General features: G+C 60.4%; 21 protein-coding genes and 1 pseudogene. 15 read left to right on the top strand and 7 right to left on the bottom strand.

The genetic code is table 11. The features are described from left to right. Window positions 1-221: 221 nt before the first annotated feature. Entirely contained in the window at window positions 222-1,196 is a 975-nt protein-coding gene (locus tag O3303_RS17545) for a GAF domain-containing DNA-binding protein (protein WP_269559671.1), read from the bottom strand. A gap of 237 nt (window positions 1,197-1,433) precedes the next feature. On the opposite strand from O3303_RS17545, the pseudogene O3303_RS21995 reads away from it, so the two are divergent. The 8 genes and pseudogenes from O3303_RS21995 to O3303_RS17510 form a co-directional block, all read left to right on the top strand. Continuing rightward, a pseudogene (locus O3303_RS21995) lies at window positions 1,434-1,616 on the top strand (hypothetical protein); the annotation flags it as partial. 12 nt (window positions 1,617-1,628) lie between these two features. Continuing rightward, the gene (locus O3303_RS21990) at window positions 1,629-1,769 is read left to right on the top strand and encodes a hypothetical protein (protein WP_350356624.1); all 141 of its coding nucleotides are present in this window, start codon (window positions 1,629-1,631) and stop codon (window positions 1,767-1,769) included. 12 nt (window positions 1,770-1,781) lie between these two features. After that, window positions 1,782-2,231 (top strand): Sec-independent protein translocase subunit TatA/TatB, encoded by a 450-nt coding sequence (locus tag O3303_RS21985; RefSeq protein ID WP_350356591.1) that lies wholly within the window; start codon window positions 1,782-1,784, stop codon window positions 2,229-2,231. A 14-nt stretch (window positions 2,232-2,245) separates the two neighbouring features. After that, entirely contained in the window at window positions 2,246-3,682 is a 1,437-nt protein-coding gene (gene gatA, locus O3303_RS17530; protein WP_269559669.1) for an Asp-tRNA(Asn)/Glu-tRNA(Gln) amidotransferase subunit GatA, read from the top strand. A gap of 152 nt (window positions 3,683-3,834) precedes the next feature. After that, entirely contained in the window at window positions 3,835-5,820 is a 1,986-nt protein-coding gene (locus tag O3303_RS17525) for a LysM peptidoglycan-binding domain-containing protein (RefSeq protein WP_269559668.1), read from the top strand. Window positions 5,821-5,959: 139 nt separating this feature from the next. Further along, on the top strand, window positions 5,960-6,667 hold the full coding sequence (locus O3303_RS17520; protein ID WP_269559667.1) for a DsbA family oxidoreductase: 708 nt from the start codon (window positions 5,960-5,962) through the stop codon (window positions 6,665-6,667). A gap of 257 nt (window positions 6,668-6,924) precedes the next feature. Then, window positions 6,925-8,406, top strand: a complete 1,482-nt coding sequence (locus O3303_RS17515; protein ID WP_269559666.1) for an alpha/beta hydrolase family protein — start codon at window positions 6,925-6,927, stop codon at window positions 8,404-8,406. 218 nt (window positions 8,407-8,624) lie between these two features. Beyond that, window positions 8,625-9,989: an alpha/beta hydrolase family protein gene (locus O3303_RS17510; protein ID WP_269559665.1), complete on the top strand. Its 1,365-nt coding sequence runs from the start codon at window positions 8,625-8,627 to the stop codon at window positions 9,987-9,989. Between the two features lie 165 nt (window positions 9,990-10,154). Here O3303_RS17510 and O3303_RS17505 read toward each other — a convergent pair whose 3' ends face one another. Beyond that, complete coding sequence (locus O3303_RS17505; protein WP_269559664.1) at window positions 10,155-11,462, bottom strand: MFS transporter; 1,308 nt, start codon at window positions 11,460-11,462, stop codon at window positions 10,155-10,157. 149 nt (window positions 11,463-11,611) lie between these two features. On the opposite strand from O3303_RS17505, the gene O3303_RS17500 reads away from it, so the two are divergent. The 4 genes from O3303_RS17500 (at window position 11,612) to nth (ending at window position 14,005) form a co-directional block, all read left to right on the top strand. Then, entirely contained in the window at window positions 11,612-12,034 is a 423-nt protein-coding gene (locus O3303_RS17500; protein WP_269559663.1) for a hypothetical protein, read from the top strand. A 304-nt stretch (window positions 12,035-12,338) separates the two neighbouring features. Next, window positions 12,339-12,974 carry an RNA polymerase sigma factor gene (locus O3303_RS17495; protein WP_269559662.1) on the top strand — a complete coding sequence of 212 codons (636 nt, stop codon included), beginning with the start codon at window positions 12,339-12,341 and terminating at the stop codon, window positions 12,972-12,974. Continuing rightward, on the top strand, window positions 12,952-13,143 hold the full coding sequence (locus tag O3303_RS17490) for a hypothetical protein (RefSeq protein ID WP_269559661.1): 192 nt from the start codon (window positions 12,952-12,954) through the stop codon (window positions 13,141-13,143). The genes O3303_RS17495 and O3303_RS17490 overlap by 23 nt, the downstream gene beginning before the upstream one ends. Before the next feature lie 163 nt (window positions 13,144-13,306). After that, the gene (gene nth, locus O3303_RS17485; RefSeq protein ID WP_269559660.1) at window positions 13,307-14,005 is read left to right on the top strand and encodes an endonuclease III; all 699 of its coding nucleotides are present in this window, start codon (window positions 13,307-13,309) and stop codon (window positions 14,003-14,005) included. A 58-nt stretch (window positions 14,006-14,063) separates the two neighbouring features. Here nth and O3303_RS17480 read toward each other — a convergent pair whose 3' ends face one another. Beyond that, entirely contained in the window at window positions 14,064-15,275 is a 1,212-nt protein-coding gene (locus tag O3303_RS17480; RefSeq protein ID WP_269559659.1) for a glycosyltransferase family 4 protein, read from the bottom strand. A gap of 147 nt (window positions 15,276-15,422) precedes the next feature. Continuing rightward, window positions 15,423-16,445, bottom strand: a complete 1,023-nt coding sequence (gldB, locus tag O3303_RS17475; RefSeq protein WP_269559658.1) for a gliding motility lipoprotein GldB — start codon at window positions 16,443-16,445, stop codon at window positions 15,423-15,425. A 107-nt stretch (window positions 16,446-16,552) separates the two neighbouring features. Between gldB and O3303_RS17470 the strand changes: the two genes are divergently transcribed. Further along, window positions 16,553-17,227 carry a porin family protein gene (locus O3303_RS17470; RefSeq protein WP_269559657.1) on the top strand — a complete coding sequence of 225 codons (675 nt, stop codon included), beginning with the start codon at window positions 16,553-16,555 and terminating at the stop codon, window positions 17,225-17,227. A gap of 189 nt (window positions 17,228-17,416) precedes the next feature. Here the strand turns inward: O3303_RS17470 and O3303_RS17465 are convergent, their stop codons facing one another. The 3 genes from O3303_RS17465 to O3303_RS17455 form a co-directional block, all read right to left on the bottom strand. Next, window positions 17,417-19,024, bottom strand: a complete 1,608-nt coding sequence (locus O3303_RS17465; protein ID WP_269559656.1) for an Rne/Rng family ribonuclease — start codon at window positions 19,022-19,024, stop codon at window positions 17,417-17,419. 414 nt (window positions 19,025-19,438) lie between these two features. Then, the gene (locus O3303_RS17460) at window positions 19,439-20,356 is read right to left on the bottom strand and encodes a tetratricopeptide repeat protein (protein WP_269559655.1); all 918 of its coding nucleotides are present in this window, start codon (window positions 20,354-20,356) and stop codon (window positions 19,439-19,441) included. Between the two features lie 83 nt (window positions 20,357-20,439). Further along, a complete protein-coding gene (locus tag O3303_RS17455) occupies window positions 20,440-20,745 on the bottom strand; it encodes an HU family DNA-binding protein (RefSeq protein WP_044014459.1) in 306 nt (101 codons plus the stop codon). Window positions 20,746-20,938: 193 nt separating this feature from the next. Here O3303_RS17455 and mutY point away from each other — a divergent pair, with 193 nt between their 5' ends. Next, window positions 20,939-22,030 (top strand): A/G-specific adenine glycosylase, encoded by a 1,092-nt coding sequence (mutY, locus tag O3303_RS17450; protein ID WP_269559654.1) that lies wholly within the window; start codon window positions 20,939-20,941, stop codon window positions 22,028-22,030. Between the two features lie 90 nt (window positions 22,031-22,120). Then, entirely contained in the window at window positions 22,121-22,546 is a 426-nt protein-coding gene (locus tag O3303_RS17445) for a single-stranded DNA-binding protein (RefSeq protein WP_269559653.1), read from the top strand. Window positions 22,547-22,668 lie beyond the last annotated feature (122 nt).

Genomic DNA, 22,668 nt, shown 5'->3' with positions numbered 1-22,668 from the left:
CAGGCAAAAAAAGACACCGTACAATGTGCGGTGTCTTTCTGAGCTATGAAAACAAACTTAGCTATCAGTATGGCTGGCCGTTCAGACGCATCAGAGATGCCCCCCCGCAACCAATTCATATTCCGATAACATTCCGAAATATAGAAGCCCGCCGGGCAAGCATTCCACATTTTTCGGTGAAGCCCTGATTTTCCCCGCCGAACTACGGTTTACCGAAGCTTTTATATCAAATTCAGGCGGCTCAATAAAACCGACTTATAAGAGTTGCCGATAGGAATAAGCGGCGGGCTGGCCGCCCGGTCAGAACTGCGGCCGGTATCAATCTGAACGGCGTCGCCTTCGATGGCCGTAATCCGGTCGAGGCACACGATATACTTGCGGTGGATGCGGGCAAATTCGCGGACGGGCAGTTTGGCTTCCAGCTCTTTCATGGTGCTGTACACCGTGTACCGCTCTCGCGAGGTGTAAATATTGACGTAGTCGCCCAGGGCCTCCACGTAGCGAATGTCATCGGTGTGCACCCGCACCAGTTTGTGGTCCTGCTTAACGAATATCTCGTTGCGGCTGCTCACGAACATCGACTGGGCATTGTCGTTGGCCATCCGGAGCAGCCCCTCCATCTTCTGCTGCTCCAGTTCCAGCTGCTGCCGCGCCCGCCGCAGTTCCAGGTGCGACATCACCTCTTTGGCCAGAATGCGAAGCGCGTCCCGCTGCTGCTCCGTAAGGGTCCGGGGCTCCGTATCAATAGTACAGATGGTACCCAGCGGCATGCCGTCCGGCGTGGTGAGTGGCGCGCCTGCGTAAAAGCGGATGCTGGCGTCGCCGGTTACGCTGGGATAATGCTTGAAAAGCGGATTCGACTGGGGGTCGCGGATTTCCAGCACATCCTCGGATAGCATGGCATGCTGGCAGAACGTAACGTCCCGCGGGGTATCGCCCATTTCCACCGGTCCGGTCCGGGCCTTAATCCACTGCCGGTTGGAGTCAATCAGCGAAACCAACGAAATCGGTGTCCCGCAGATATAAGCAGCCAGGCGCACCAGATTATTGAAGGCTTCTTCCTGAGGAGTATCCAGAATATAGTAGCTGCGCAACGCCTCTATCCGGTTAGCTTCCCATAGAGCAGAAGCAAGTGGAGCTGGTTCTCCCTTTTTTGGTTTGGCAGCAACCACAGTAGCAGGGCTGATCTTTTGCATAGACTGGAAGAAAAATGGTGCTAGAGCAGGCGCATAACCTAGTATAGAACGCCTTCGGACAGTGAAACCGAAAGTAACGACAAACCGCCAATTTCACTCGCCGGAATGGTCATATTGCCCGGCCAACCAAGCGCTGAACCCGGCCGGTCAATACGGTCCGTACGAAGTTAGGGCCTGACCGGATTGTTTGCCTGGCCCGGGTGTGCGCTACGGAGGCGGGGCACTTTTTTTAAAATTATGGGGTACCTTTACCAATCCTGCCGCACCTGCGTATGCGTACTTAGGCTTTCCACTCCAAACCGTACCCTCAGGGTCTTGTTTATGTTCGTTTCCCTTTTGATTTTGGCCATTGCGCCTAAAACAATACTGTTCATTGTTCTTATTCTGGTCCTTTTCTTTGGTGCCAAGCGTATCCCCGAAATGTTCCGGGGTATGGGTCAGGGCATCCGCGAGTTCAAAGCTGCCTCCAAGGAGCCGCAGCCCGAGTACCGCGACCGGCCGGCCGCACCCGGGGCGCCCATCAACCCCAACGCCCCTATCAATCCCACGAATCCTAACCAGCCGCAGGCTTAACCCTTTCCGCTCATGCATACTCCCCTTTTTCTCTTTCTGGAAGGCATCGGCGGCGGCGAGATGATGCTCGTCCTCGTTGTTATCCTGATTTTCTTTGGCGCCAATAAGATTCCGGAGCTGGCGCGTGGCTTAGGCAAAGGCATCCGCGAGTTCAAGGACGCTTCGCAGGAAATTCGCAGCGAATTTGAGAACGCCGGCACCCAGCAGCAGGCGCAGCAGCCCTATCAGCAGCAGTTCAACCCGAACTACGTCGACCCAGCCACTACGGTAGCGCAGCAGCCCATAGTGCAGCACCCTACCGTGCAGCCAGGCCATCAGGCGCTTCCTGATGCCGCTTATGCTGCTCCCGAAACGGCTCCGGCTACCACATACGTGCCCCCCATTGCTCCGCCGATGGACGGTGGCATCACGCCTCCGGCAGCCGCTCCCGCCGAGCGTCCTCGTCTTGATCAAATGTCCTAACTGATTTCTTGAAATTGAGACGCTTTCATTCTCTCACGGAAGTTCGTAGCGAGCTGACGGCAGGTGGTACCACCTGCCGTCAGCTCGTGGAGTATTATCTGGATAACATCGAGCGGCACAACAGCCGCTTGAATGCTTTTCTTGAAGTATGGCCCGAAGAAGCCCGCGCCCAGGCCGATGCCGTAGACGCCAAGCTGGCCGCCGGCACGGCCGGCAAGCTGGCCGGTATGGTGATTGGCCTGAAGGACGTTCTGGCCTACAAAGACCACGCTCTGCAAAGCAGCAGCCACATCCTCGACGGGTTTAAGTCGCTGTTCACGGCCTCGGCGGTGCAGCGTTTGCTCGATGAGGACGCCATCTTCATCGGCCGTCAGAACTGCGACGAGTTTGCCATGGGCGCCTCCAACGAAACATCCTACTTCGGCCCGGTGCGCAACGCCCTGGACGAAGAGCGGGTTTCAGGCGGTTCCTCCGGCGGATCGGCCGTGGCCGTGCAGGCCGATTTCTGCCTGGCTTCCATCGGTTCTGATACCGGCGGCTCGGTGCGGCAGCCGGCCGCGTTCTGCGGTATTGTGGGCTTCAAGCCCACGTATTCGCGCATTTCGCGCTACGGGCTGGTGGCATACGCTTCTTCCTTCGACCAGATCGGCACCCTCACCCGCTCGGTGGAGGATGCGGCCGTGTTGCTGGAGGTGATGGCCGGCGCCGACAACTTCGATAGTACCGTAAGCCAGCGCGATGTGCCGGCCTACAGCCAGCTGCTGGAACCAGCTCCGCACTACCGCATCGGCTACATCCGGGATGCCGTGGAGCGGCCGGGCCTCAACGCCGAGATAAAAGGGGCGCTGGAGCACACCCTCGATGAGCTGCGCGGCCAGGGCCACGTGGTAGACGCGGTGGATTTTCCCTACCTCGACTACATGGTGCCCACGTACTACATCCTGACCACCGCCGAAGCCAGCTCCAACCTGAGCCGCTTCGATGGGGTGAAGTATGGCTACCGCGCGCCTGACGCCACCGACCTGCCTTCGCTGTATAAGAAAACTCGCTCCCAGGGCTTCGGGGCCGAGGTGCAGCGCCGGATTCTGCTCGGCACCTTCGTGCTGTCGGCCGATTACTACGACGCCTATTATACCAAAGCGCAGCAGGTCCGCCGCCTCATCAAAGACAAAACCGACGAGATGCTGCGCCAGTATGATTTCCTGGTGCTGCCTACCGCCCCTACCACGGCGTTCCGCATCGGGGAAGTGAACAAGGACACGCTGGCTATGTACTTGGCCGATATTTTCACGGTGCAGGCCTCCCTGGCCGGAGTACCAGCCGTTTCCATCCCGGCCGGCAACGACTCGGCCGGGCTGCCCATCGGCCTGCAGGTGATAAGCGGTGCGTTCCGCGAGGAGCATCTGCTGGCCTTTGCCAAGTCACTCACCGAGACCCTCACGCCAGCCTAAACCGGCGTTGCGAGGCCAAGCAAAAACGACGAGGTGCCGCCGCGCATCCCGTCGTTTTTGCTTTTGCCGGGAAGTTGTACTTGCAGGCAGTATATTTAACCAGATTTGAATCAGGGCTTTTCGTTTTTTTTCACGACGACCCAGGCGAAGAAATGAAGAAACAGTTGTTGCGTGTTGTGCTGGCCAGCGGCGTGCTGGGGCTGAGCTGGCCCCACGCCGGCGTGGCCCAGAATCGGCCGGCTGGCCAGCCGCAAACCGTGCCGGCCACGCTGGCCGACGATACCACGCAGGTGGTGAACCTGGAGGTGCTGCCCGACTCGCTGGCTGCCGAGCCCGTGCCGGTGGATTCTGTGCGGCTGGCCTGGCTGCAGACGCCGCCTGAGCTGCGCGACCTAGTTGGGGACCGGATCAACTGCTTCGAAACCGACGCTCCGCACACCTTCAATCCGGCGGTGATGTCGTTTGTGAAGCTGTTCACGGAGCGCAACCGCAAGTATATCCAGCGGGTGCTGGAACGCGAAAACGTGTATTTCCCGCTGTTTGAGAAGTATCTCGCCAAGTACAACCTACCCACCGACCTCAAATACCTGGCCGTCGTGGAATCGGCCCTGATTCCGACCGCCAAGTCGCCGGTGGGCGCTACGGGGCTGTGGCAGTTCATGGGCCCCACGGCCGGCGACCTGCGCCTGCGCCGCGACGACTGGGTGGACGAGCGCATGAACCCGGAGAAATCGACGGAAGCGGCCTGCAAACACCTGCGCTACCTCTACGGCATCTTCCACGACTGGGAGCTGGTGCTGGCGGCCTACAACTGGGGCGCGGGCAGCATGCAGCGCGTAATGCGCCGCACGGGCAAGAAAACCTTCTGGGACCTGTATCCGCACCTACCGAAGGAGACGCGCAACTACGTGCCTACTTTCACGGCCATCATGTACTCGATGCAGTATGCCCAGGCCCACCAGCTGCACTCGCCGGACCTGAAATACCGCTACGCCGAGGCCATGGACACCCTGCAGGTAGGCGGCCACGCCCTCGACCTGCACCGCCTCAGCCAGGCCTGTGGCCTGCCCGACTCGGCGGCGCTGCTGCGCTACAACCCCGAGCTGCGCCGCAGCTGGTTGCCCGAGGGCTACCGTGCCTACGCCGTGCAGATTCCGGCCGCCAACCGCCCGCAGCTGGCCGTGGTAGACCGCGAAACCCTGTTCGACTACTGCCGGCCCCAAGCCGATTTGCCGCAGCCGTTGCAGCCGCTGATGGCCCGTCTGGAAGGCGTGGTGCCCTTCCCGACGCGCACGCTGGCAGCCAGTGGCGGCCCACGCGAAGAACCGGAGGCGGCGGCCCCGCGCTTTCGGCGGGTGCGCCACACGGTCCGGCGCGGCGAATCGGTGGCGGCGGTGGCTGAGCGCTACGACGTGACGCCGGCCCAGCTCGCCCGCTGGAACGCGCTACGCAAAGGCAAAGCCCTGGTGCCGGGCAAGCAACTGGTAGTGTTCGTGCCGATAGCCACTCCGTCTGCGCCTCCGGCCCGGGCCCTGGCCTCCGCCGACCGCAAGCCGTCGGTGCCGCCACGCCTGACGTCGCCGGCTGCCAGAACTACCGGTACGGCACCTACCACGGCCTCCATGGCAGAGATGGCGGCGGCGGCCGAGCCGCTCAAGGCGGCCATTGCCAGCCGCAACCCGCAGCTCATCAGCCAGGAAGCGGCCACTACTGCCGCCACGCTGGCCGCTACCGATGACAGTGTGCCCACCACCTACACGGTGCGGCGCGGCGACAACCTGGCGAAGCTGGCCGAAAGCCGCGGCCTGACCATCAGCCAGCTGATGGCCTGGAACCAACTGGAATCGGAGAAGGTGATGCCCGGGCAGAAGCTGCGGCTCGCCGCCCCCGATGACGATAGCACCCCGTCAACGGTTCGTCTAGTTTCGCCCCGCACTACTCAGAAGCCCGTAGCGGCCGCCCGCAAGCGGCCGGAGCCCGCAGTGGCTGACCATAAGGTGCACTTGGTGCAGAAGGGCGATACGCTCTACAACATTTCGCGCCGCTACCAGGGCATCACCGTGGAAGAGCTGCGTCGCCTCAACCACCTCACCTCCGACGAGGTGAAGCCCGGCCAAAAGCTCATCGTAGCCCGCTAGCCAACTTCTTATCCCTATGTGGCCGGCCCTGCTTAGTAGCGGGGCCGGCCTTTTTGAGCCTGCGGAAACCACAGCGGCCCGCCGCTGGTTATAGCCGCCGGAGCAACTCAACTCCTTTTCACCCTCCTGACCTTACAGTATGAAAAAGATATCGGTAGAAATCTGGTCTGACATTGCCTGTCCGTTTTGTTACATCGGCAAGCGCCGCCTGGAAAACGCCTTGGCCAAATTCCCCCACCGCGACGCCATCGATGTGCAGTGGCGCAGCTTCGAGCTGGACGCCGAGGCCAACCCGCAGCCCGGAGAAGGCATGTACAAGCGTCTGGCGGCCAAATACGGCAACACCGAGGAGTGGGCCCGCCAGATGTCGGCTAACATGACGGAAATGGCCGCCGGCGAAGGCTTGGCTTTCGATTTCGACCACCTGGTGCCGGCCAATACGTTGCGGGCTCATCGCCTGGTGCATCTGGCTCAGCAGCATGGCCGGCAGGATGCGGCCAAGGAGCGCCTTTTCAAAGCCTATCTGGAAGAAGGCCGCGACATAAACGACGTGGCCACCCTGCAGCAGCTGGCCGCCGACCTTGAACTGCCGGCCGAGGACGTAATGCGGGTGCTCACGTCGGAGGCTTTCACGCAGGAAGTGCGCCACGATGAGTACCAGGCCCGGCAGATTGGCGTGCGCGGCGTGCCCTACTTCGTTTTCGACGAAAAGTATGCCGTATCAGGTGCCCAGCCCACCGAGCTTTTCGAGGAAGTATTGGCCAAAGTATGGGAGGAATCCCGCCCCCAGCCGGTAGAATTAGCCAGCCCCACCGGCGCTTCCTGCGACCTGGACGGCAACTGCTAGTCTGCCTAGATAGCGCAGATACCATCAGCCCCACGCCGCCGCCGCAGAAACCAGAAAAACGGTTTGCTGCCCCGGCGCGTGGGGCTCTTTTGTGCCCTCTGTTACCCGCTGCCTACGGGTGGCTGCGGGCCGGAGAATCTACCACAGTGTAAAGCTCAGCCGCAGTATAAATATTTCGATTACAGTACCTTTGGTTTTGTTACTTTCCGTGCCTTTGCCGTATAGGGATGCTACGGACAGCTTTCTTTTTGAACTATATGAAGAAAACATTACACACTTTTTTCCTGCTATTCGCATTGCTGCTCACTATGCCGGTTTTTGCCGGGGTGGCACCTGTGCTCAACGGGCAGTGGCGCGGACCGCTCAAAGTGCCGGGCGGGCAGCTTGACTTAATTATCACCATCATTCCGCTCACGAATGGCGGCTACTACGCCGCCCTCGACGTGCCCCAGCAGCGCATCTACCGGATGCCGGTGGAAGTGGAAGTAAAAGGCAACGAGCTGAGCCTGCACATTGAGCAGGCTGGCAGCAGCTTCGTGGGCAAAATCCAGAACAACGGCGACCAGCTGACCGGCGTGTGGAAACAGCCCGGCCTTTCGGGGCCGTTGGTGTTTGAGCGGGCCAAGTCCGCCACCACGGCCTCGGGCAAAGTGCGCCTGACGCCGCCCTACCGCGAAGACGAAATCAGCTTCCCCAACAACGCTGCCAAACTGCGCCTGAGCGGCATCCTGACCGTGCCGGCCGGCCCCGGCCCGTTTCCGGCGGTGGTGCTGCTCTCCGACTCCGGCCCGCAGGACCGCGACGCCGGCGAGCAGGAATACCGCATGTTCAGCATCCTGGGCGACTACCTGACCCGCCGCGGCATTGCCGTGCTGCGCTTCGACGACCGGGGCACCGGCAAGTCGCAGGGCATCTACCTGACGGCTACCACCCAGGACCTGATGAGCGATGCGCAGTCGGCTATGGCCTTTCTGCGCAGCCGCAACCTCATCAACCCGCAGGAAATCGGGTTTATCGGGCACGGCGAAGGGGCCAATGTGGCGCTGCTGGCCGCCGCGGAACCGGGGCCGGCCAAGCCGGCCTTCGTGGTGTCAATGGCGGGCTACGGCCTGCCGGGCCGCCACGTGCTTACGCGCCAGCAGCTGGAAATCATGCGCCTGATTGGGGCCAGTCCGGCCCAGGTAAAAGCCTCCATGGAGCTGCACGCCCAGATGATTAACATCATCCGGCAGACGCCCAACGACGCGCAGGCCCGGGGCAAAGTAGCCGCCACGCTGCGTATGAGCAACACCGACCTCGACCCGCACATGGCCCGCGCCCGCGCCATTCAGCTCACCTCGCCCTGGTCGCGCTATTTTATCGACTTCGAGCCCACGCGCAAGCTGCCGGAAGTACAGTGCCCGGTGCTGGCCATCAACGGTGCCGACGACCTGCAGGTGGAAGCCACCAACAACCTGGCTATGCTGCGCAAAGGCCTGCGCTCCAACCGCGACGTAACCACCCAGAAGCTGCCCGAAGTAAACCACTGGATGCAGCCCAAGCCCGAGGAATGGGCGCTGGTAAACGGCGTGCAGCAGCCCACTTTCTCACCAAAGGCCCTCAATGTAATGCGCTCCTGGATTGCCAAGCGCACCACCCAGCCCGAGGCAGTACCCGTGACGGTGAAGCGTGAGGCCCCCGGCAAAGCCCACAAAGTGTCCCGCAAATCCCGTAACGCCCCCACGCAGGCCAGCCGCTAGCCCACCTTACCTGACCACTACGGGCGCTGAGCAACCCAAACTGCCAACCGGTACCACCGGCAGTCTGGGCTGCTCGGCGCCCGCAGTACGTTTTAGGAGAGCCGGCTAATTCAGCCAGGGCCGTATACTTGTGGCTTCTATTAGTGCTTTCTATTTCTGAGCAGATGAAACGGATGAACCTGGGTTGGCAAGGGCGGTGTGGGGCAATTTTACTAGGTATGGCAAGTCTGGCCATGCCAGCCCATGCCCAGCAGCCAAAGCCGCTGGCTGGCCCCTGGCATGGTACGCTGGCCACTCCGGCCAACCCTCCCCAGCTGATTCTGCACATCACCGAGCAGCCCAATGGCGTGCTGGCCGTTGCGCTGGATGTGCCGTCCCAGAAAGTAGCCGGCTTGGCTTTCTCGGGAGCCGAGCTGCGCCAGGACAGCCTGATTCTGCTGTCGGATTTTCTGGGTGTGCGCTACGCGGGCCGGCTATCGGCCGATGGGCAGCAGGTGAACGGGCGCTGGAAGCAGAACGGCGAGCAGTGGCCGCTGGTGCTGCAGCGGGGCCTGCCGGCAGCGGCAGCGCCTCCGCCCCGCCCCCAAGACCCCGTGGCACCCCTGCCCTACCTTGAGCAGCAAGTGCGCTTCAAAAACCCCAGCGGCGGGCATGAGCTGGCCGGCACGCTCACGATACCGCGTAGCAAAGCTCCGTTTCCGGCTGTGGTGCTGGTGTCGGGCTCCGGCCCGCAGGACCGCGACGAAAGTATCTTGGGGCACCACCCGTTTCGGGTGCTGGCCGATTACCTGACCCGGCGTGGCTTTGCCGTGCTACGCTACGATGACCGGGGCGTGGGCCAGTCGGGCGGCACGTTTGCCACCGCCACCACCGCCGACTTTCTGGCTGATGCCCAGGCGGCGGTGGCTTTTCTGCGCACCCAAACCGGCGTGCAGCCCAAACGCGTCGGCCTGATCGGGCATAGTGAGGGCGGCACCATTGCGCTGCTGGCGGGGGCCGAACCCAACCCGCCGGCTTTCATCGTGTCGTTGGCGGGAATGGGCGTGAATGGCCGGGAACTACTGCTGCGCCAGCAGGCCGATATACTGCGCGCCTCCGGGCTCGACACGGCCAGTACCGGCCGGATGCGCCGGACGCAGCAGACACTGTTGACCGTCATCCAGACTACCCCCGACAACCCGCCCGCCATTGCCCGGATGGTACCCCTGCTGAAGCAGGCCAGCCCCGGCGTACCCGAATCGACCCTGACCACAATGGCCGCCCAGATGACCTCGCCCTGGTACCGGTATTTTCTGGGCCTGAATCCGGCCCCGGCGCTCACCAAAGTGAAGGCTCCGGTGCTGGCCCTCAACGGCAGCAAAGACGTGCAGGTAGCCGCCGACCTCAATCTGGCCGCCATCCAAAGCGGCCTGAAAGCGGCTGGCAACCGCGACGTGACCGTGCAGCAGCTTGATGGCCTCAACCATCTGTTCCAGACTGCCACCACCGGTCTGCCATCAGAGTATGGTCAGATCAGTGAAACTTTCTCCCCCTCTGCCCTCCAGATTATCGGCAACTGGCTGGCGGCTCATGCGCGGCGCTAGTCAGTAAATCGACCGAAAATCAGCCACTTATCCACATCAATGTGGATAAGTTTGTTCATAAACCAGTCATTCGCCCGAAATATGGCTTCCCGCCCAAGCACCGGCGCGGCACGGTTATCCCCAGCGGCCAGGAATACCAGCTGCTGAGCAGCCGGCCAGCCTGTGCTAGTCGTCTTTTTTGGGCTCGGGTGTCAGGTCCAAATTGCGCAACTTATCGGCGCGCCAAGCCGTGACGCCCACCACGAGCAGGGTCATAGCGCCGCCCACTACCACGGAGCGCACCACGCCCAGCAGCCGCGCCGCCGCCCCCGACTCGAAGGCCCCGATTTCGTTGCTAGAGCCGATGAAGATGTTGTTGACGGCCGATACCCGGCCCTTCATGTACTCGGGCGTGTAGGTGTGGATGAGCGTGGAGCGCACGATGACCGACACTGAGTCGAAGACGCCCGTCAGGAACAGCAGAAACAGGGAAAGCCAGAAGCTGGTAGACAGCGCGAAAAAGATGGTAGCCACCCCAAAGCCCGCTACCGCCCACAGCAGTTTGCGCCCAGCGTGGCGGTGGAGTGGGAAATAGGTCAGCGAAACGGCCATCAGCACCGACCCCACAGCCGGCGCGGCCCGCAGGTAGCCCAGGCCCTCGGCTCCGGTGTGCAGAATCTGGTCGGCGAAAATTGGGAGCAGCGCCACCGCCCCGCCAAACAGCACCGCAAAAAGGTCCAGCGACAGCGCCGCCAGCACCAGCTGATTCTGGAAGATAAACTGCATGCCGCTCAGCACACTTTCCTTGAGGCCAAGCTTCTGCCCTTCAGTGGGCGGAAGCGGCCGGCCCGCAATGCTCAGAAACAGCAGCAGCGACAGCAGCATCAGCCCGATATCCGTGCCATAGGCCAGCGAGATACCCAAATGCGCAAACAGCAGGCCGCCGATAGCGGGCCCCAGCACGGCCGCGGCCTGCCAGGTAGTGCTGTTCCAGGTAATGGCGTTGGATAGCTGGGCCCGCTCAGGCACCAACTGCGGCATGAACGAAAACATTGCCGGCCCCAGAAAACCCCGCGCCACGCCACTCACGAAGATGACCGCATAGAGTGGCAGGCCGCGCAGTACCAGCAGCCCCCCTAGCGAAGTACCGGCCGTCAGCAGGGCAGCGGCCGCGGGCTGCGACAGCATCCACAACGCTACTGAGCATAGCAGCAGCACCGTCACGGTGGCCACGATGATGTTTTTTCGCCGTACGGAATCGGCTACGTGCCCGGCATATAAGGATACCACGATGCTGGGAATAGCTTCGGCCAGCCCGATCAGGCCCAGGGCCAGCGGATCGCCGGTGAGCTTGAACATCTGCCAGCTGACCACTACACCTTGAATCTGGGTGGCCAGCGTCAGGCAGGCGCGGGCTGATATAAAGCGCCGAAACTCCGGCAGGCGCAGCGCGGCGTAAGGGTCGTGGCGGGGAGCCGGAACAGCAGAAGGCATAGGGTAGCTTGATACAGACGAGCAGGCAAAGGTAGCCGCACCCGGCGGAAGCCGGTTGCTTTCAGCAGCCCTAACTTTGTGGCACGCTGCGTTCTTCGTAAACTTGGTACACCGTAGCGTATTCGGCTGCTTTTTCCTATCCTTTGCTTATGCCTACCCCTACCCCTCTGGCCGATTTTGCGGAGTTGACCTTTCGCCCCGATTTGCAGGTGCTGCTGGGGCGGTGGCTGCGGCCGGTTTCCACGCCCGAACTGCAGCAGAGCTATGAGGCGCTGCTGGCCGCTGCCACGCCCCCGAAATGCCGCTTCTGGCTGCTCGACCTGCGGCGGCGCGGCACCAGCAGCGAAGACGACACGCTCTGGACCTTGGAAACCTTCCTGCCCCTGCTGGCCCCACGCCTGGGCGGCCGGGTATACCTGGCGTTTCTGGTGTCGCCAAGCCACTTAGCGGCCATCGACCAGGAGTCGGGAGCGCCGATGGTGACGAACGCGCAATGCCATGTACGCCTGTTCACGGATGAGGGGCTGGCTACTGCCTGGCTGAACCGGCGGCGCCAGCACGAAAGCGTGTAGCCAAGCATCGAACGTGGGAAACCACCTGCTACGAGGAAACTTTTTTGAGAAGCGCTAAATCAAGGATTTGCGGGCCCTAAGAGCTAATTGGGGCAATAAAGCAGCAGGTATTTTGCATATTCTATAGACAGTTTGAAAAAATATTGAAAAAATATTTGGTCCACCCCAGTCACGCGTTGTGATTCGGCCGGCAGTTCTCTACATTTGGTTCAGGAGGTTCTTCATCCTCCGCTCATTTACCAGAATTTCACCGGCAACTGCACAATATGGCCTAAAGCTCTACGTTCCTTAACCCGTAGCCTTTATGGAAACCATGCAGCTGAGCGATTCCGCTCTCATATCCCTTTACATTGCCGGCAATGAAGAGGCCTTCGCGCATTTGCTCGAGCGGTACAAAGCCCGTGTCTTCACCACTATCATGCTGATCGTGCGCGACGAAGACGTGGCCGAAGATCTGCTGCAGGATACGTTCATCAAGGCTATCCATACCATGAAAGGCGGCCGCTACAACGAGGAAGGCAAGTTTTCCTCTTGGATCTGCCGCATAGCCCACAACTTGGCCATCGACTTTTTCCGTCGGGAGAAGCGCAGCCCGCTGCTCAACCTCGACACGACGAGCCATGCCTTCAACTCTCTTTCGCACGCGGAAGAAGGAGTAGAAGCCGCGCTGACCCGCGAAGAAACCTACGCACGGCTTCGGGAGTTAATACAGGAACTGCCCGCCGCGCAGAAGGAAGTGCTGGTGATGCGCCACTACGGCGACATGAGCTTTCAGGAAATTGCGGATGCCACTGGCGTCAGCATCAACACGGCGCTGGGGCGGATGCGTTACGCGCTGATCAATTTGCGGAAAAAAATGGCCGCACAACCCATTTTCTATGATCAAAACCTTTACCCACGAGAAACTGCTCCGGTACGTGTACAACGAATTGCCGGCTAACGAGCAGCAGGAAGTAGAGCAGGCCCTGCAGCACGATGCCGATCTGGCGGCCACCTGCGCCGACCTGCTGCTGGCCCAGCGCGCCCTCGATGCTCTGCGCCGCAAACCCAGCCAGCGCAGCACGGAGGCCATCCTGCAGTACTCACGCACCTTTCTACGCTCAGCGTAGAGCAACTGAGCAAGGGAATAACGAGTAAATGCTACGACAAAGCGGACTGCCGCAAAGCTACCAGCCGGTACCTTTGCAGCAGTCCGCCTTTTTTATGAGTAACCCAGCCTGATTCGTCAGAGCTCCGCCCTACTTAATTACGCCCTTACTCAGCTACTTTCTCATGCGCAAAGCCGAGCGTTTTCGCCACTTCCTCGACTACTTCACCACCAACTTTCCGGCCCCGGAAACCGAGCTGCATTACGCTTCACCCTACGAGCTGATTGTGGCCGTAGTGCTCAGCGCCCAGTGCACCGATAAGCGGGTAAACATGGTGATGCCCGCCCTGATGGAGCAGTTTCCAACCCCCGAGCGGCTGGCCGCGGCTTCGCAGGAGGATATTTTCCCGTTTATCCGGAGCGTGTCGTATCCAAACAACAAGGCCAAGCACCTGGCGGGACTGGGCCGGCTGCTGGTCAGCGAATTTGGTGGGGAGGTGCCCAGCACTATTGAAGAGCTACAGCGGCTGCCGGGCGTGGGCCGCAAAACAGCCAATGTGGTAGTATCGGTGATTTACAACCAGCCAGCTATGGCCGTGGATACGCACGTGTTCCGGGTGTCGCATAGGCTGGGGCTGGTTCCGCGCACCGCCACCACGCCGCTGGCCGTGGAGAAGGAGCTGGTGCGCCACATTCCAGAGGAGCTAATCCCGAAAGCCCACCACTGGCTCATTTTGCACGGCCGGTACATTTGCGTGGCCCGTCAGCCCAAATGCACCGTGTGCCCGCTCAGCAGCTGGTGCAAATACTACGCCGACGCCACATCTAAAGCGCTGAAGGCAAGCCAAAAATCTGCTGCCAAAGCTCCTAAACCAAGCAAATAGTGCTTCGTTAGCACAACTTAGTATAAAAGTAGCTCACTGAAGTACAAAGCAGATGCATCTACCGGGCGGCGGCCTCCAGAATCTCCTGCACAGTGGCGGCTAGTTGCTGTCGGTCGAAGGCGGTGGCGGCTACCTGCCGACCGGCGGCGCCGGCGTCGCGTAGCTGCTCGGGTTGCTCCAGCAGCGTGTGTAGCAGCTGCGCCAGGGCCGGCGCATCGCTCGGCGGCGAAAACCAGCCGCAGCCGTGGGTCTCCACCAGCTCGCGAGTCCAGCCGTTGTTGGTGACGACTACCGGCGTGCCCACGGCCAGGCTGTCGTAGAACTTAGCCGGCGAGTTGGCATCGAGCACCGGCAGCCCCAGAAACGACACTACGGATACCTCTGCCAGCCGGAACCAACTGAATACAGCGTGCCGGGGCTGCGGTGGCACCACCCGGATGGCCGGGCACCGGGCCGCAGCCTCCCGTACCCGCGGCTCATCGAACCCCAGGCCCATAAACAGCCACACCATCTCCGGCCGCTGGGCGGCCAGCAGCTCGGCGGCGGCCAGCAGCGTTGGGATATCATTGGCGCGGCCCAGCGTGCCGGCATACAGTACCACGCGGCGGCCGTCCAGTCCCTGCTCGCGGCGCAGCGTGGCCACGGCTTCGTCGGTGGCCAGCGCTGCCAGCTCCAAGTCGGTGCCGTTGAGCACGGTGCTTACCCGGGATGGGGCCATGCTTGCGGTTTGTGCGGTGGCCTGCACGTAGCGCGTCATGTCCGGCGAAAGGGCCATGATGTGGCGGGCACTGCCGTACAGGCTTTTTTCCAACGCAAACAGGCGGCGCTGGGCCCAGCGGTTGGGCACGGCGCCCATGGCAATCGGGAACGAAGGCCACAGATCCTGCACCTCAAACACCCACGGCACCTTGCGCCGCCGCGCCACCTGGGCCGCCGCCCAGGCCGCCGTCAGCGGCGTGCTGATGCCCCAGATAACGTCGGGCCGGTCGATGCGCAGGCCTTCGCGCACGGCGTAGGCCGCGTACTGCGCAAACGCCAGGCCGCGCCGCGCCACGCCCATCCGGTTGGTATAGGGCACATCAGCCACGCGCAGCTCCACGCCAGCCGGCACCCACGGATACTGCTGCGTAAGCCGCTGCGGCTCCCAGGTGCACGTGCTGATCAGCGTGATGCGGTGCTGCCGGGCCAGGTACGCCAGCAACGCGTAGTGCCGGCTCGTGGCCGGGCAATCCGGGTTGGTATGATACTGGCTGAAAACGGCAATGTGCACGCTGGTGGAATTTAGGCTGGGTCTGGAAATAGCCAGAGCGTCATGCTGAGCCTGCCGAAGCATCTCTACCTCTGGCTAATTGAATGGTAGCAACAAAACAGTAGAGATGCCTCGGCAAGCTCAGTATGACGGTCTGGTTGACAAGCCCTACCGCTCCGCCCGGCGCGGCCGCGGGCGGTAGTGTGACTCATTGAGGATGTGTTGCGGATTTTTGTCGGCCATCAGTTGGGCCAGGGTTACTTTGGGGTTTTCGGCCATGTACTTGCGCACAATCTGCCAGCCCACCCAGGCCCCGATGCGGCCGGGGCAGGTTTTGTCGATTTCGGGGATGTTGGGCCGCTCGCCCACGTACTTCTGCACCGTAAACGGGGCGGTGTTGTAGAGCAGCTTCTTGTCGAGGAAGTGCGCCCAGATCTTGCTCTCGTTGAAATACACGCCCTGCAGCTCCCTGTCAGTGTAGCCGATGAGCAGCGAATCGGCGGTGCAGGGCAGCACCCGCTCCGCGAAGTATAGCGCCTTACCAAACTGCACCATCTCGCCCAGCATGGTCTGGTTGGTGAGCTCCTTCTTGTTGTACTTGCTGCTGATGGCCAGCGCGGCGGTGGGCAGCACGTACTCGGGGCGGTAGCGGCGCAGGATGTACTCCGGCACATTGGGGCGGTAGCGCGCCGCGGGCCCCACGAAGAAATCCAGCCCCAGCACTATCAGGCTGTCGTTCACGAACATATCCTGGCTCAAGCCCGACACAAACGTTTGCACGGGTGGCACCCGGAACGCGGGGAAGTTGTAGCGAATATGCTGGAACATGCCTTCCAGCCCGGTTTTCAGCTTGCCTGAATCCTGAAATACGCTGTCGGTCTGGCGGCCGAGCACCTGCAGGCCCTGGTTGGTGGCCAGGCGCGTGAGCGTGCCCGCCAGCACCTCATCCGACGGAAACTGGCGGCGCTGCAGAAACTGATTAGCAAAGAGCGGCTGCTCGGCCAGAAAGCGCTGGGCATCGGCCGTATTCCGGATCTGGAAGAAGGACTTTTCCAGCCGGGTCAGCTGCACAGGCGCCGAAACGCTGGCCACGGCCGGGTCAGGCGTGCAGGCGGAAGAGGATTTGTCGCGGCCGCAGGCGGCCAGCAGCAGCAGGCAGCAACCAAGTATGGCGGGCAGAATGGGGCGCATAGCAAAAGGAAAGTGGGGCATGCTTCTATCTTTGGGCGAAATTAGCCAAAACCAAACGCCGCGCCCAGCGGCATCGTATTCCGCGGCTTACTCAACTCGCCTTCGCCATGAAAAAACTTCTGCTTGCTGCCCTCTTGGTGGGTGCATCGGCCGCTACGGCTTCGGCTCAGGTCGAAATTGGCCTCAAACTGTCGCCTTCCATCACCAACCTGCGCACCGAATCCCCGAGCACGCTCGGCTTCAAAAACGAGAAGAGCAAGCTCACCATCGGCGGCGGCCTGGTGGTCGACTACTTCTTCGGCGAAAACTACGCCTTCAGTTCGGGCCTGCAACTGGTGGGCAAGGGCGGCACCATCAGCTACTTCGACCCCAACACCAGCCGCCGCCAAGAGCAGAAAATCGGTATGCAGTACCTGGAAGTGCCCCTCACGGTGAAGCTGTTCACCAACGACATCACCACCGACACCAAGCTCTACTTCCAGCTGGGCGGTAGCGTGGGCGGCGCCATTGCCGCCAAAATCAACGGCGAGAAGCGCTACACCGACCCCGGCAACAACAACACCGAAACCAAAGCCTCCGACCACATCATCATCCCGGAAGCGGCCGTGCTGGCGGGCCTGGGCGTGGAATATCAGGTGGGCCAGAGCACCAAAGTATTCGCCGGCCTGAGCTACCACCGCGGCCTGCTCAACATCGACAAGTACTTCGACAATGAGCGCGACTTCCAGGATGTAACCCTCAAAAACAGCGAATTCGCCCTGGACCTGGGCTTGAAGTTTTAGTGTCTGTCATCCTGAGCAGAGCGAAGGATTCTATCACGCGTGAACTATATCGTTTGATAGCGACCCAGCCGTGATAGGATACTTCGCTCCGCTCAGGATGACAGGCCATAAAAAAAGCCCGCTCTACATACCGTAGGGCGGGCTTTTCTTCTTTCAGGAGGAGTTGTCGCAGACAACCACGCTACTTGGTTAATCGGTAATATCTACTTCGTGGTCCTGGAGGCGGGCCATGGCCGCCGCCGCCGAGTGCAGCTCAATTTCCTCACCGTTTTCGTCTTCGATGCGGTAATCGGTCAGCCCCAGGCTGGTGTCCTTGGTGACTTTGATCCACTTGTAGTATTTCAGATACCACTTCATCTGCCGGCTTACGAGGCCTTTGGTGTAGTAGGCATGCAGGAACGGATGCACGTGCAGCGTAATGCCCGACTGATTCTGCGTCACCAGCAAGTCTTCGATGCTGTTGTCGATTTCGTCAGTTACCTGGATGGAAGCCGAGATTTTGCCGGTTCCGCCGCAGGTAGGGCACACTTCCCCGGTCACGATGTTCTCAGCCGGACGCACGCGCTGCCGCGTAATCTGGAGCAGCCCGAACTTGGTGATGGGCAGAATGGTGTAGCGCGCTTTGTCGTGTTTCATCACCTGATACACTGCGTCCTCCACCTTCTTGCGGCTCTCCGCCGATTTCATGTCAATGAAATCGACGACGATAATGCCGCCCATGTCGCGCAGCCGGAGCTGCCGGGCTACTTCCTTGGCTGCCAGCATGTTCACCATCACAGCCGTGGCTTCCTGGTCGCTTTCCTGGTTGCTCTTGTTGCCGGAGTTCACGTCGATGACGTGCAGGGCTTCGGTGTGCTCGATTACCAGGTAGCCGCCGCCGGGCACCGTCACGGTTTTGCCAAACAGCGTTTTCAGCTGCTTTTCAATGCCCAGATGCTCAAACACCTTCACCTTGCCGGTGTAATGCTTCAGCAGGCCCAGCTTATCAGGCGCAATCTGCTCCAGATAGCCACGCATTTCCTCGTAGCGGGCCGTCGTATCCACCGTAATGGCATCAAACGACTCGTTAAGCATGTCGCGCAGCATGGAGCTGGTGCGGCCCAGCTCGCCCAACACTTTGTCGTTGGACTTAGCAGAGCGCAACGCCGTGAAGAGCTGTTCCCACTTGCTGGTCATGCTCTGCATGTCGCGGTCCAGCTCGGCCACTTCGCGGCCCTCGGCCACCGTGCGGATAATGACGCCGAAGTTGTCGGGCTTGATGGAAGCAATGAGCCGCTTCAGCCGCTCGCGCTCCGTCTTGCTCACAATCTTCTTCGACACGCTGATGGTGTTCGAAAAAGGCACCAGCACCAGGTAACGGCCCGCCATCGAAATATCGGTGGACAGGCGCGGCCCCTTGGTGGAAATGGGCTCTTTTACAATCTGAACCAGCACTTGCTGGCTCTTCTTGAGGGTGTCGGCAATCTTGCCCACTTTGTCGAGCGGCTTTTCGAGGCCAAACGACTTGAGGGCGCCAACGGGGGTTTTCTGCGACTGTACGCCCCGCACCCACTTGCTGAGCGAGGGAAATTGCTCGCCCAGGTCGCCGTAGTGCAGAAACGCATCTTTTTCGTACCCGATATCAATGAACGCGGCGTTCAGACCGGGCATAACTTTCTTGACCGTGCCCAGGAAGATGTCGCCCACCGAGTAATTGGTGTCGTTGCGGTCGAAATGATATTCGATGAGCCGCTTGTCCTGTAGCAGGGCAATCCGTTCTCCTTCCTGAGTAGAATTAATGATTAATTCGTTACTCAATGGATTGGGTTGTTAGGTAGTCCCGATGGTGGCGCTTCGCCCCCGAAACCGGCAAAGGGAAGCCGGTACACCAGGTACCGGCTTCCCTTGCAAGCCTCGGGGAAAGCGAATTATTAGCCACTCTCGGGGATACAAGATGAGAGATAGACGGGTGGCGCGCCTTATCGGCAGCGCCCCGCCAGCAGACCCCGAAAGGGCTTACTTCTTCTTGTGACGGTTTTTGCGCAGGCGCTTCTTCCGCTTGTGGGTAGCAATCTTATGACGCTTTCTTTTTTTACCGCAGGGCATGTTGTTGTGGGTTAAGTGGTTGAATGGTTTCCTTCTTAATGGCTGAATGGTTGGATTGTTAAATGGTTGGCCGGGCAACGAGTTGTCAGAACCAACAACCATTTAACAATGCAACTATTCAGCCATTCAATTAAGCTTCTGTAGCTGTTCATCTACCGCGGCCGTCAGGCTGGGGTCGGTGCTCAGGCTTTTGGTTTTCTGGAAGGCCGCACGGGCTTCTTCCTTCGCCCCGGTTTCCGCTAAAGCGACGCCAAGATAAAACTGTCCGTTGACGTTTGACGGATTTACCTTGGTCAACTCGCGAAAACGTTCTACTGCCTTCTCGTACTGGTTGCTCTGCATCGAGAGCAAGCCCAAGTTGTAGATGGCCTTTTCGTTGCGCGGATCGGCCGCCAAAACCTCTCGGAGCAGCACGACGCCCTGCACCGGATTGGCGCTGGCCATGAAGGCCATGCCGAGGTTGGTTTTGGCGTCCAGGTTCTCCGGATTGTTTTTCAACACTTTGCCGTAGAGTTCCTGGCACTTGGCCGCCAGCAGCTTCTGGCGCTCCTGCGTAGCCGCGAAGCTAAACGCTTCGAAATACGCATCGGCCGCCCGCTGCCAGGCCTGCTCGCCCGGGCGGGCCTGAGCCAGCTGCTCCAGATAGTAGCCTGCGCTGTCGAACTTCTCAACCGCCTTGTACTTGATGGCCAGATCCGAGGCCACGCGTAGCTTGGCCATGGGGTCAGCAGTCGTCCGGTACTTGGCCAGCAGCGTGTTCAGCTCCTGGCGCTGGGCCGGCGCAATGGTCATGTGGGGCTGCTCGGGAGTAGCCCCGCCGTCGGCATCGTGGCTGCCGGCCGCGTGGCCGTGCTCGTCGAGGCCGCCGACAGAAGGAGCGGCAGCGCCGTTGTCACGGTTGGCCGTGCGGGCGGCATCCTGGGCCAGTTCGCCTTTGCCTTCCTTGGGCTTTACCATCACCTTGGGCAACAAAAACAGCCCGGCCACCAGGGCCAGGGCCACTGCCAGCAGAATCAGTTGATGTGAAGAGGTGCGTGTAGCCATCCGAAAAAAGCAGGCCGCCGGGCATCCGTGTTACCGGACGCCCCGCGGCGCCGCCAGCAGTAGGTTATAACTGAATCAACAACTTAAGCGTTGGCCAGTTCTTTGATTTTCTTGCTGTTCTTGATCTTGCCGATGAAAGTTTTCGACGGCTTGAAGCTCGGGATGAAATGCTCGTCGATGATGATCGACGTATTTTTCGAGATGTTCCGGGCCACTTTCTTCGCGCGCTTTTTGTTTACGAAGCTGCCAAAGCCACGCACGTAGATATTGTTGCCTTCGGCCATCGAATCCTTCACGACTTTGAAGAAGGCTTCCACGGTAGCCGAAACGTCTGCTTTCTCGATGCCGGTTTTGTCGGCGATTTCGGCGATTACTTCTGCTTTAGTCACGCTGGTAAGGTACTATGGGTGAAAAATGAATGCTGGGCGAAACAACCAATTCAGGACGTAAGCCCTTGCCCGGTAAGCTGTTCGCTTGCGAATTGGGGCCACAAAGGTAGCCCCCTTTTTTGGTTTTGCAATAGTTTTAGCCGCAATAGAAAGACCCTTCTTAAAACCATCCAAGTATTTCTCTTTCAAACACTTGACTCACACTTATTCCGCCACTGCCCCCGCCTTTTTTGCCGCTACCCTCTTGGAATGGTACCCGCGCCACCGCCGCGACCTGCCCTGGCGCCACACCCGCGACCCGTATGCCATCTGGCTGTCGGAGGTAATTCTACAGCAGACCCGGGTAAAACAGGGCCTGCCGTACTACTTGGCCTTCGTCAGCGCCTACCCTACCGTGCAGGATCTGGCCGCAGCCCCCGAAGACGAAGTACTGCGTCACTGGCAGGGCCTGGGCTACTACAGCCGCGCCCGCAACATGCACCACACCGCCCAGCAGGTAGTAAGCGAATACGGCGGCCAGTTCCCGACCACCTACGCCGGCCTGCTGCAGTTGCGCGGCGTGGGGCAGTATACGGCGGCGGCCATTGCCTCTTTTGCCTTCGATGAGCAAGTAGCCGTGCTTGATGGCAACGTGTTCCGGGTGCTGGCGCGTGTGTTTGGCCTTACGCAGGATATTGCCGTGCCAGCCAGCCGCAAAGTGTTTCAGCAACTGGCCGACACATTGATTCCAGCTGACCAGCCGGCCGAGTTCAACCAGGCCATCATGGAGTTCGGCGCCATCCAGTGCACGCCGGCCAAGCCCGACTGCTTGTTTTGCCCGTTGCAGAGCCAGTGCTTCGCGTTTCAGCACGGCATGGTGCAGGAGCTGCCGGTGAAGAGCAAGGCCAAGGCGGCCCGCACCCGCCACTTTCATTACTTAGTGCTGCGTCACAACGACACCCTATATCTGCGCAAGCGAGGCCCTAAAGACATTTGGGAAGGCCTCTATGATTTTCATTTGCAGGAAACGGACACCGCCGAGCTACCGCCCGTGGCGCTGCTGGCGGCCATAGAGGCGTTGGGTGGTCAGCTTGATACCAGCAAGGCAGAAGAGCCCGTGCTGGCGCTGCGGCACGTGCTCAGCCATCAGAAGGTAGAAGCCAAGTTCCATCAGGTGTGGCTGCGGGAGCCGCTTGGGGCTCAGGCGTTGGCAGCAGCTGGCTTGGGTGCCTTTTCCCGTAGCCAGACGGACGACTTGCCAAAGCCTATTCTGATTGCTAATTATATTGACAATTCGATAAGATAAAAGCTAATTTAATTGGGTTTTTGAAATCATATTTTATATCTTTAACTCTGCATACAGCAGTTTATTACGTCTCTCAAACTACTTGCTACCATGGCTGGAGTAAACAAAGTAATTCTGATCGGAAACCTGGGCAAAGACCCGGAGGTGCGGCACCTGGAAGGCGGCAGCACCGTGGCCCACTTCACGCTGGCCACCAACGAATACTACCGCGACAAACAGGGCACCCGCATCGAGCGTACGGAGTGGCACAACATTGCTGCTTGGCGGGGCCTGGCTGAAATGGCCGAGAAGTTCCTCAAAAAAGGCCAGCAGGTGTATGTAGAAGGCAAAATCCGGACTCGTCAGTATCAGGACAAGGACAACCAGACCCGGTACATTACCGAAATCATTGCCGATGAAATAACGATGCTCGGCAGCCGGGCCCAAGGCCAGGAGGCCTCGGCCGGCGCTACAGTTGCCGCCGAAGTCCCCCAGACGTTCCGGCAGGAGCCAGAGCTGGACCAGCTGCCGTTCTAAACGCCCTCTTGCTTTCCTGCAGAGCCCTGGCACGCCGCCAGGGCTTTTTGCGTTGAGGTGGCAAACGTCCCGCTGCTGGTTAGCCGCCGGTTTCGCGCTACCTTTGAAAGTATACTTCAGCA

The organism is Hymenobacter canadensis, from assembly GCF_027359925.1.
In the GTDB taxonomy this organism is placed as follows: Bacteria; Bacteroidota; Bacteroidia; order Cytophagales; family Hymenobacteraceae; genus Hymenobacter; species Hymenobacter canadensis.
This window is presented reverse-complemented; position numbering and strand designations above follow the sequence as displayed.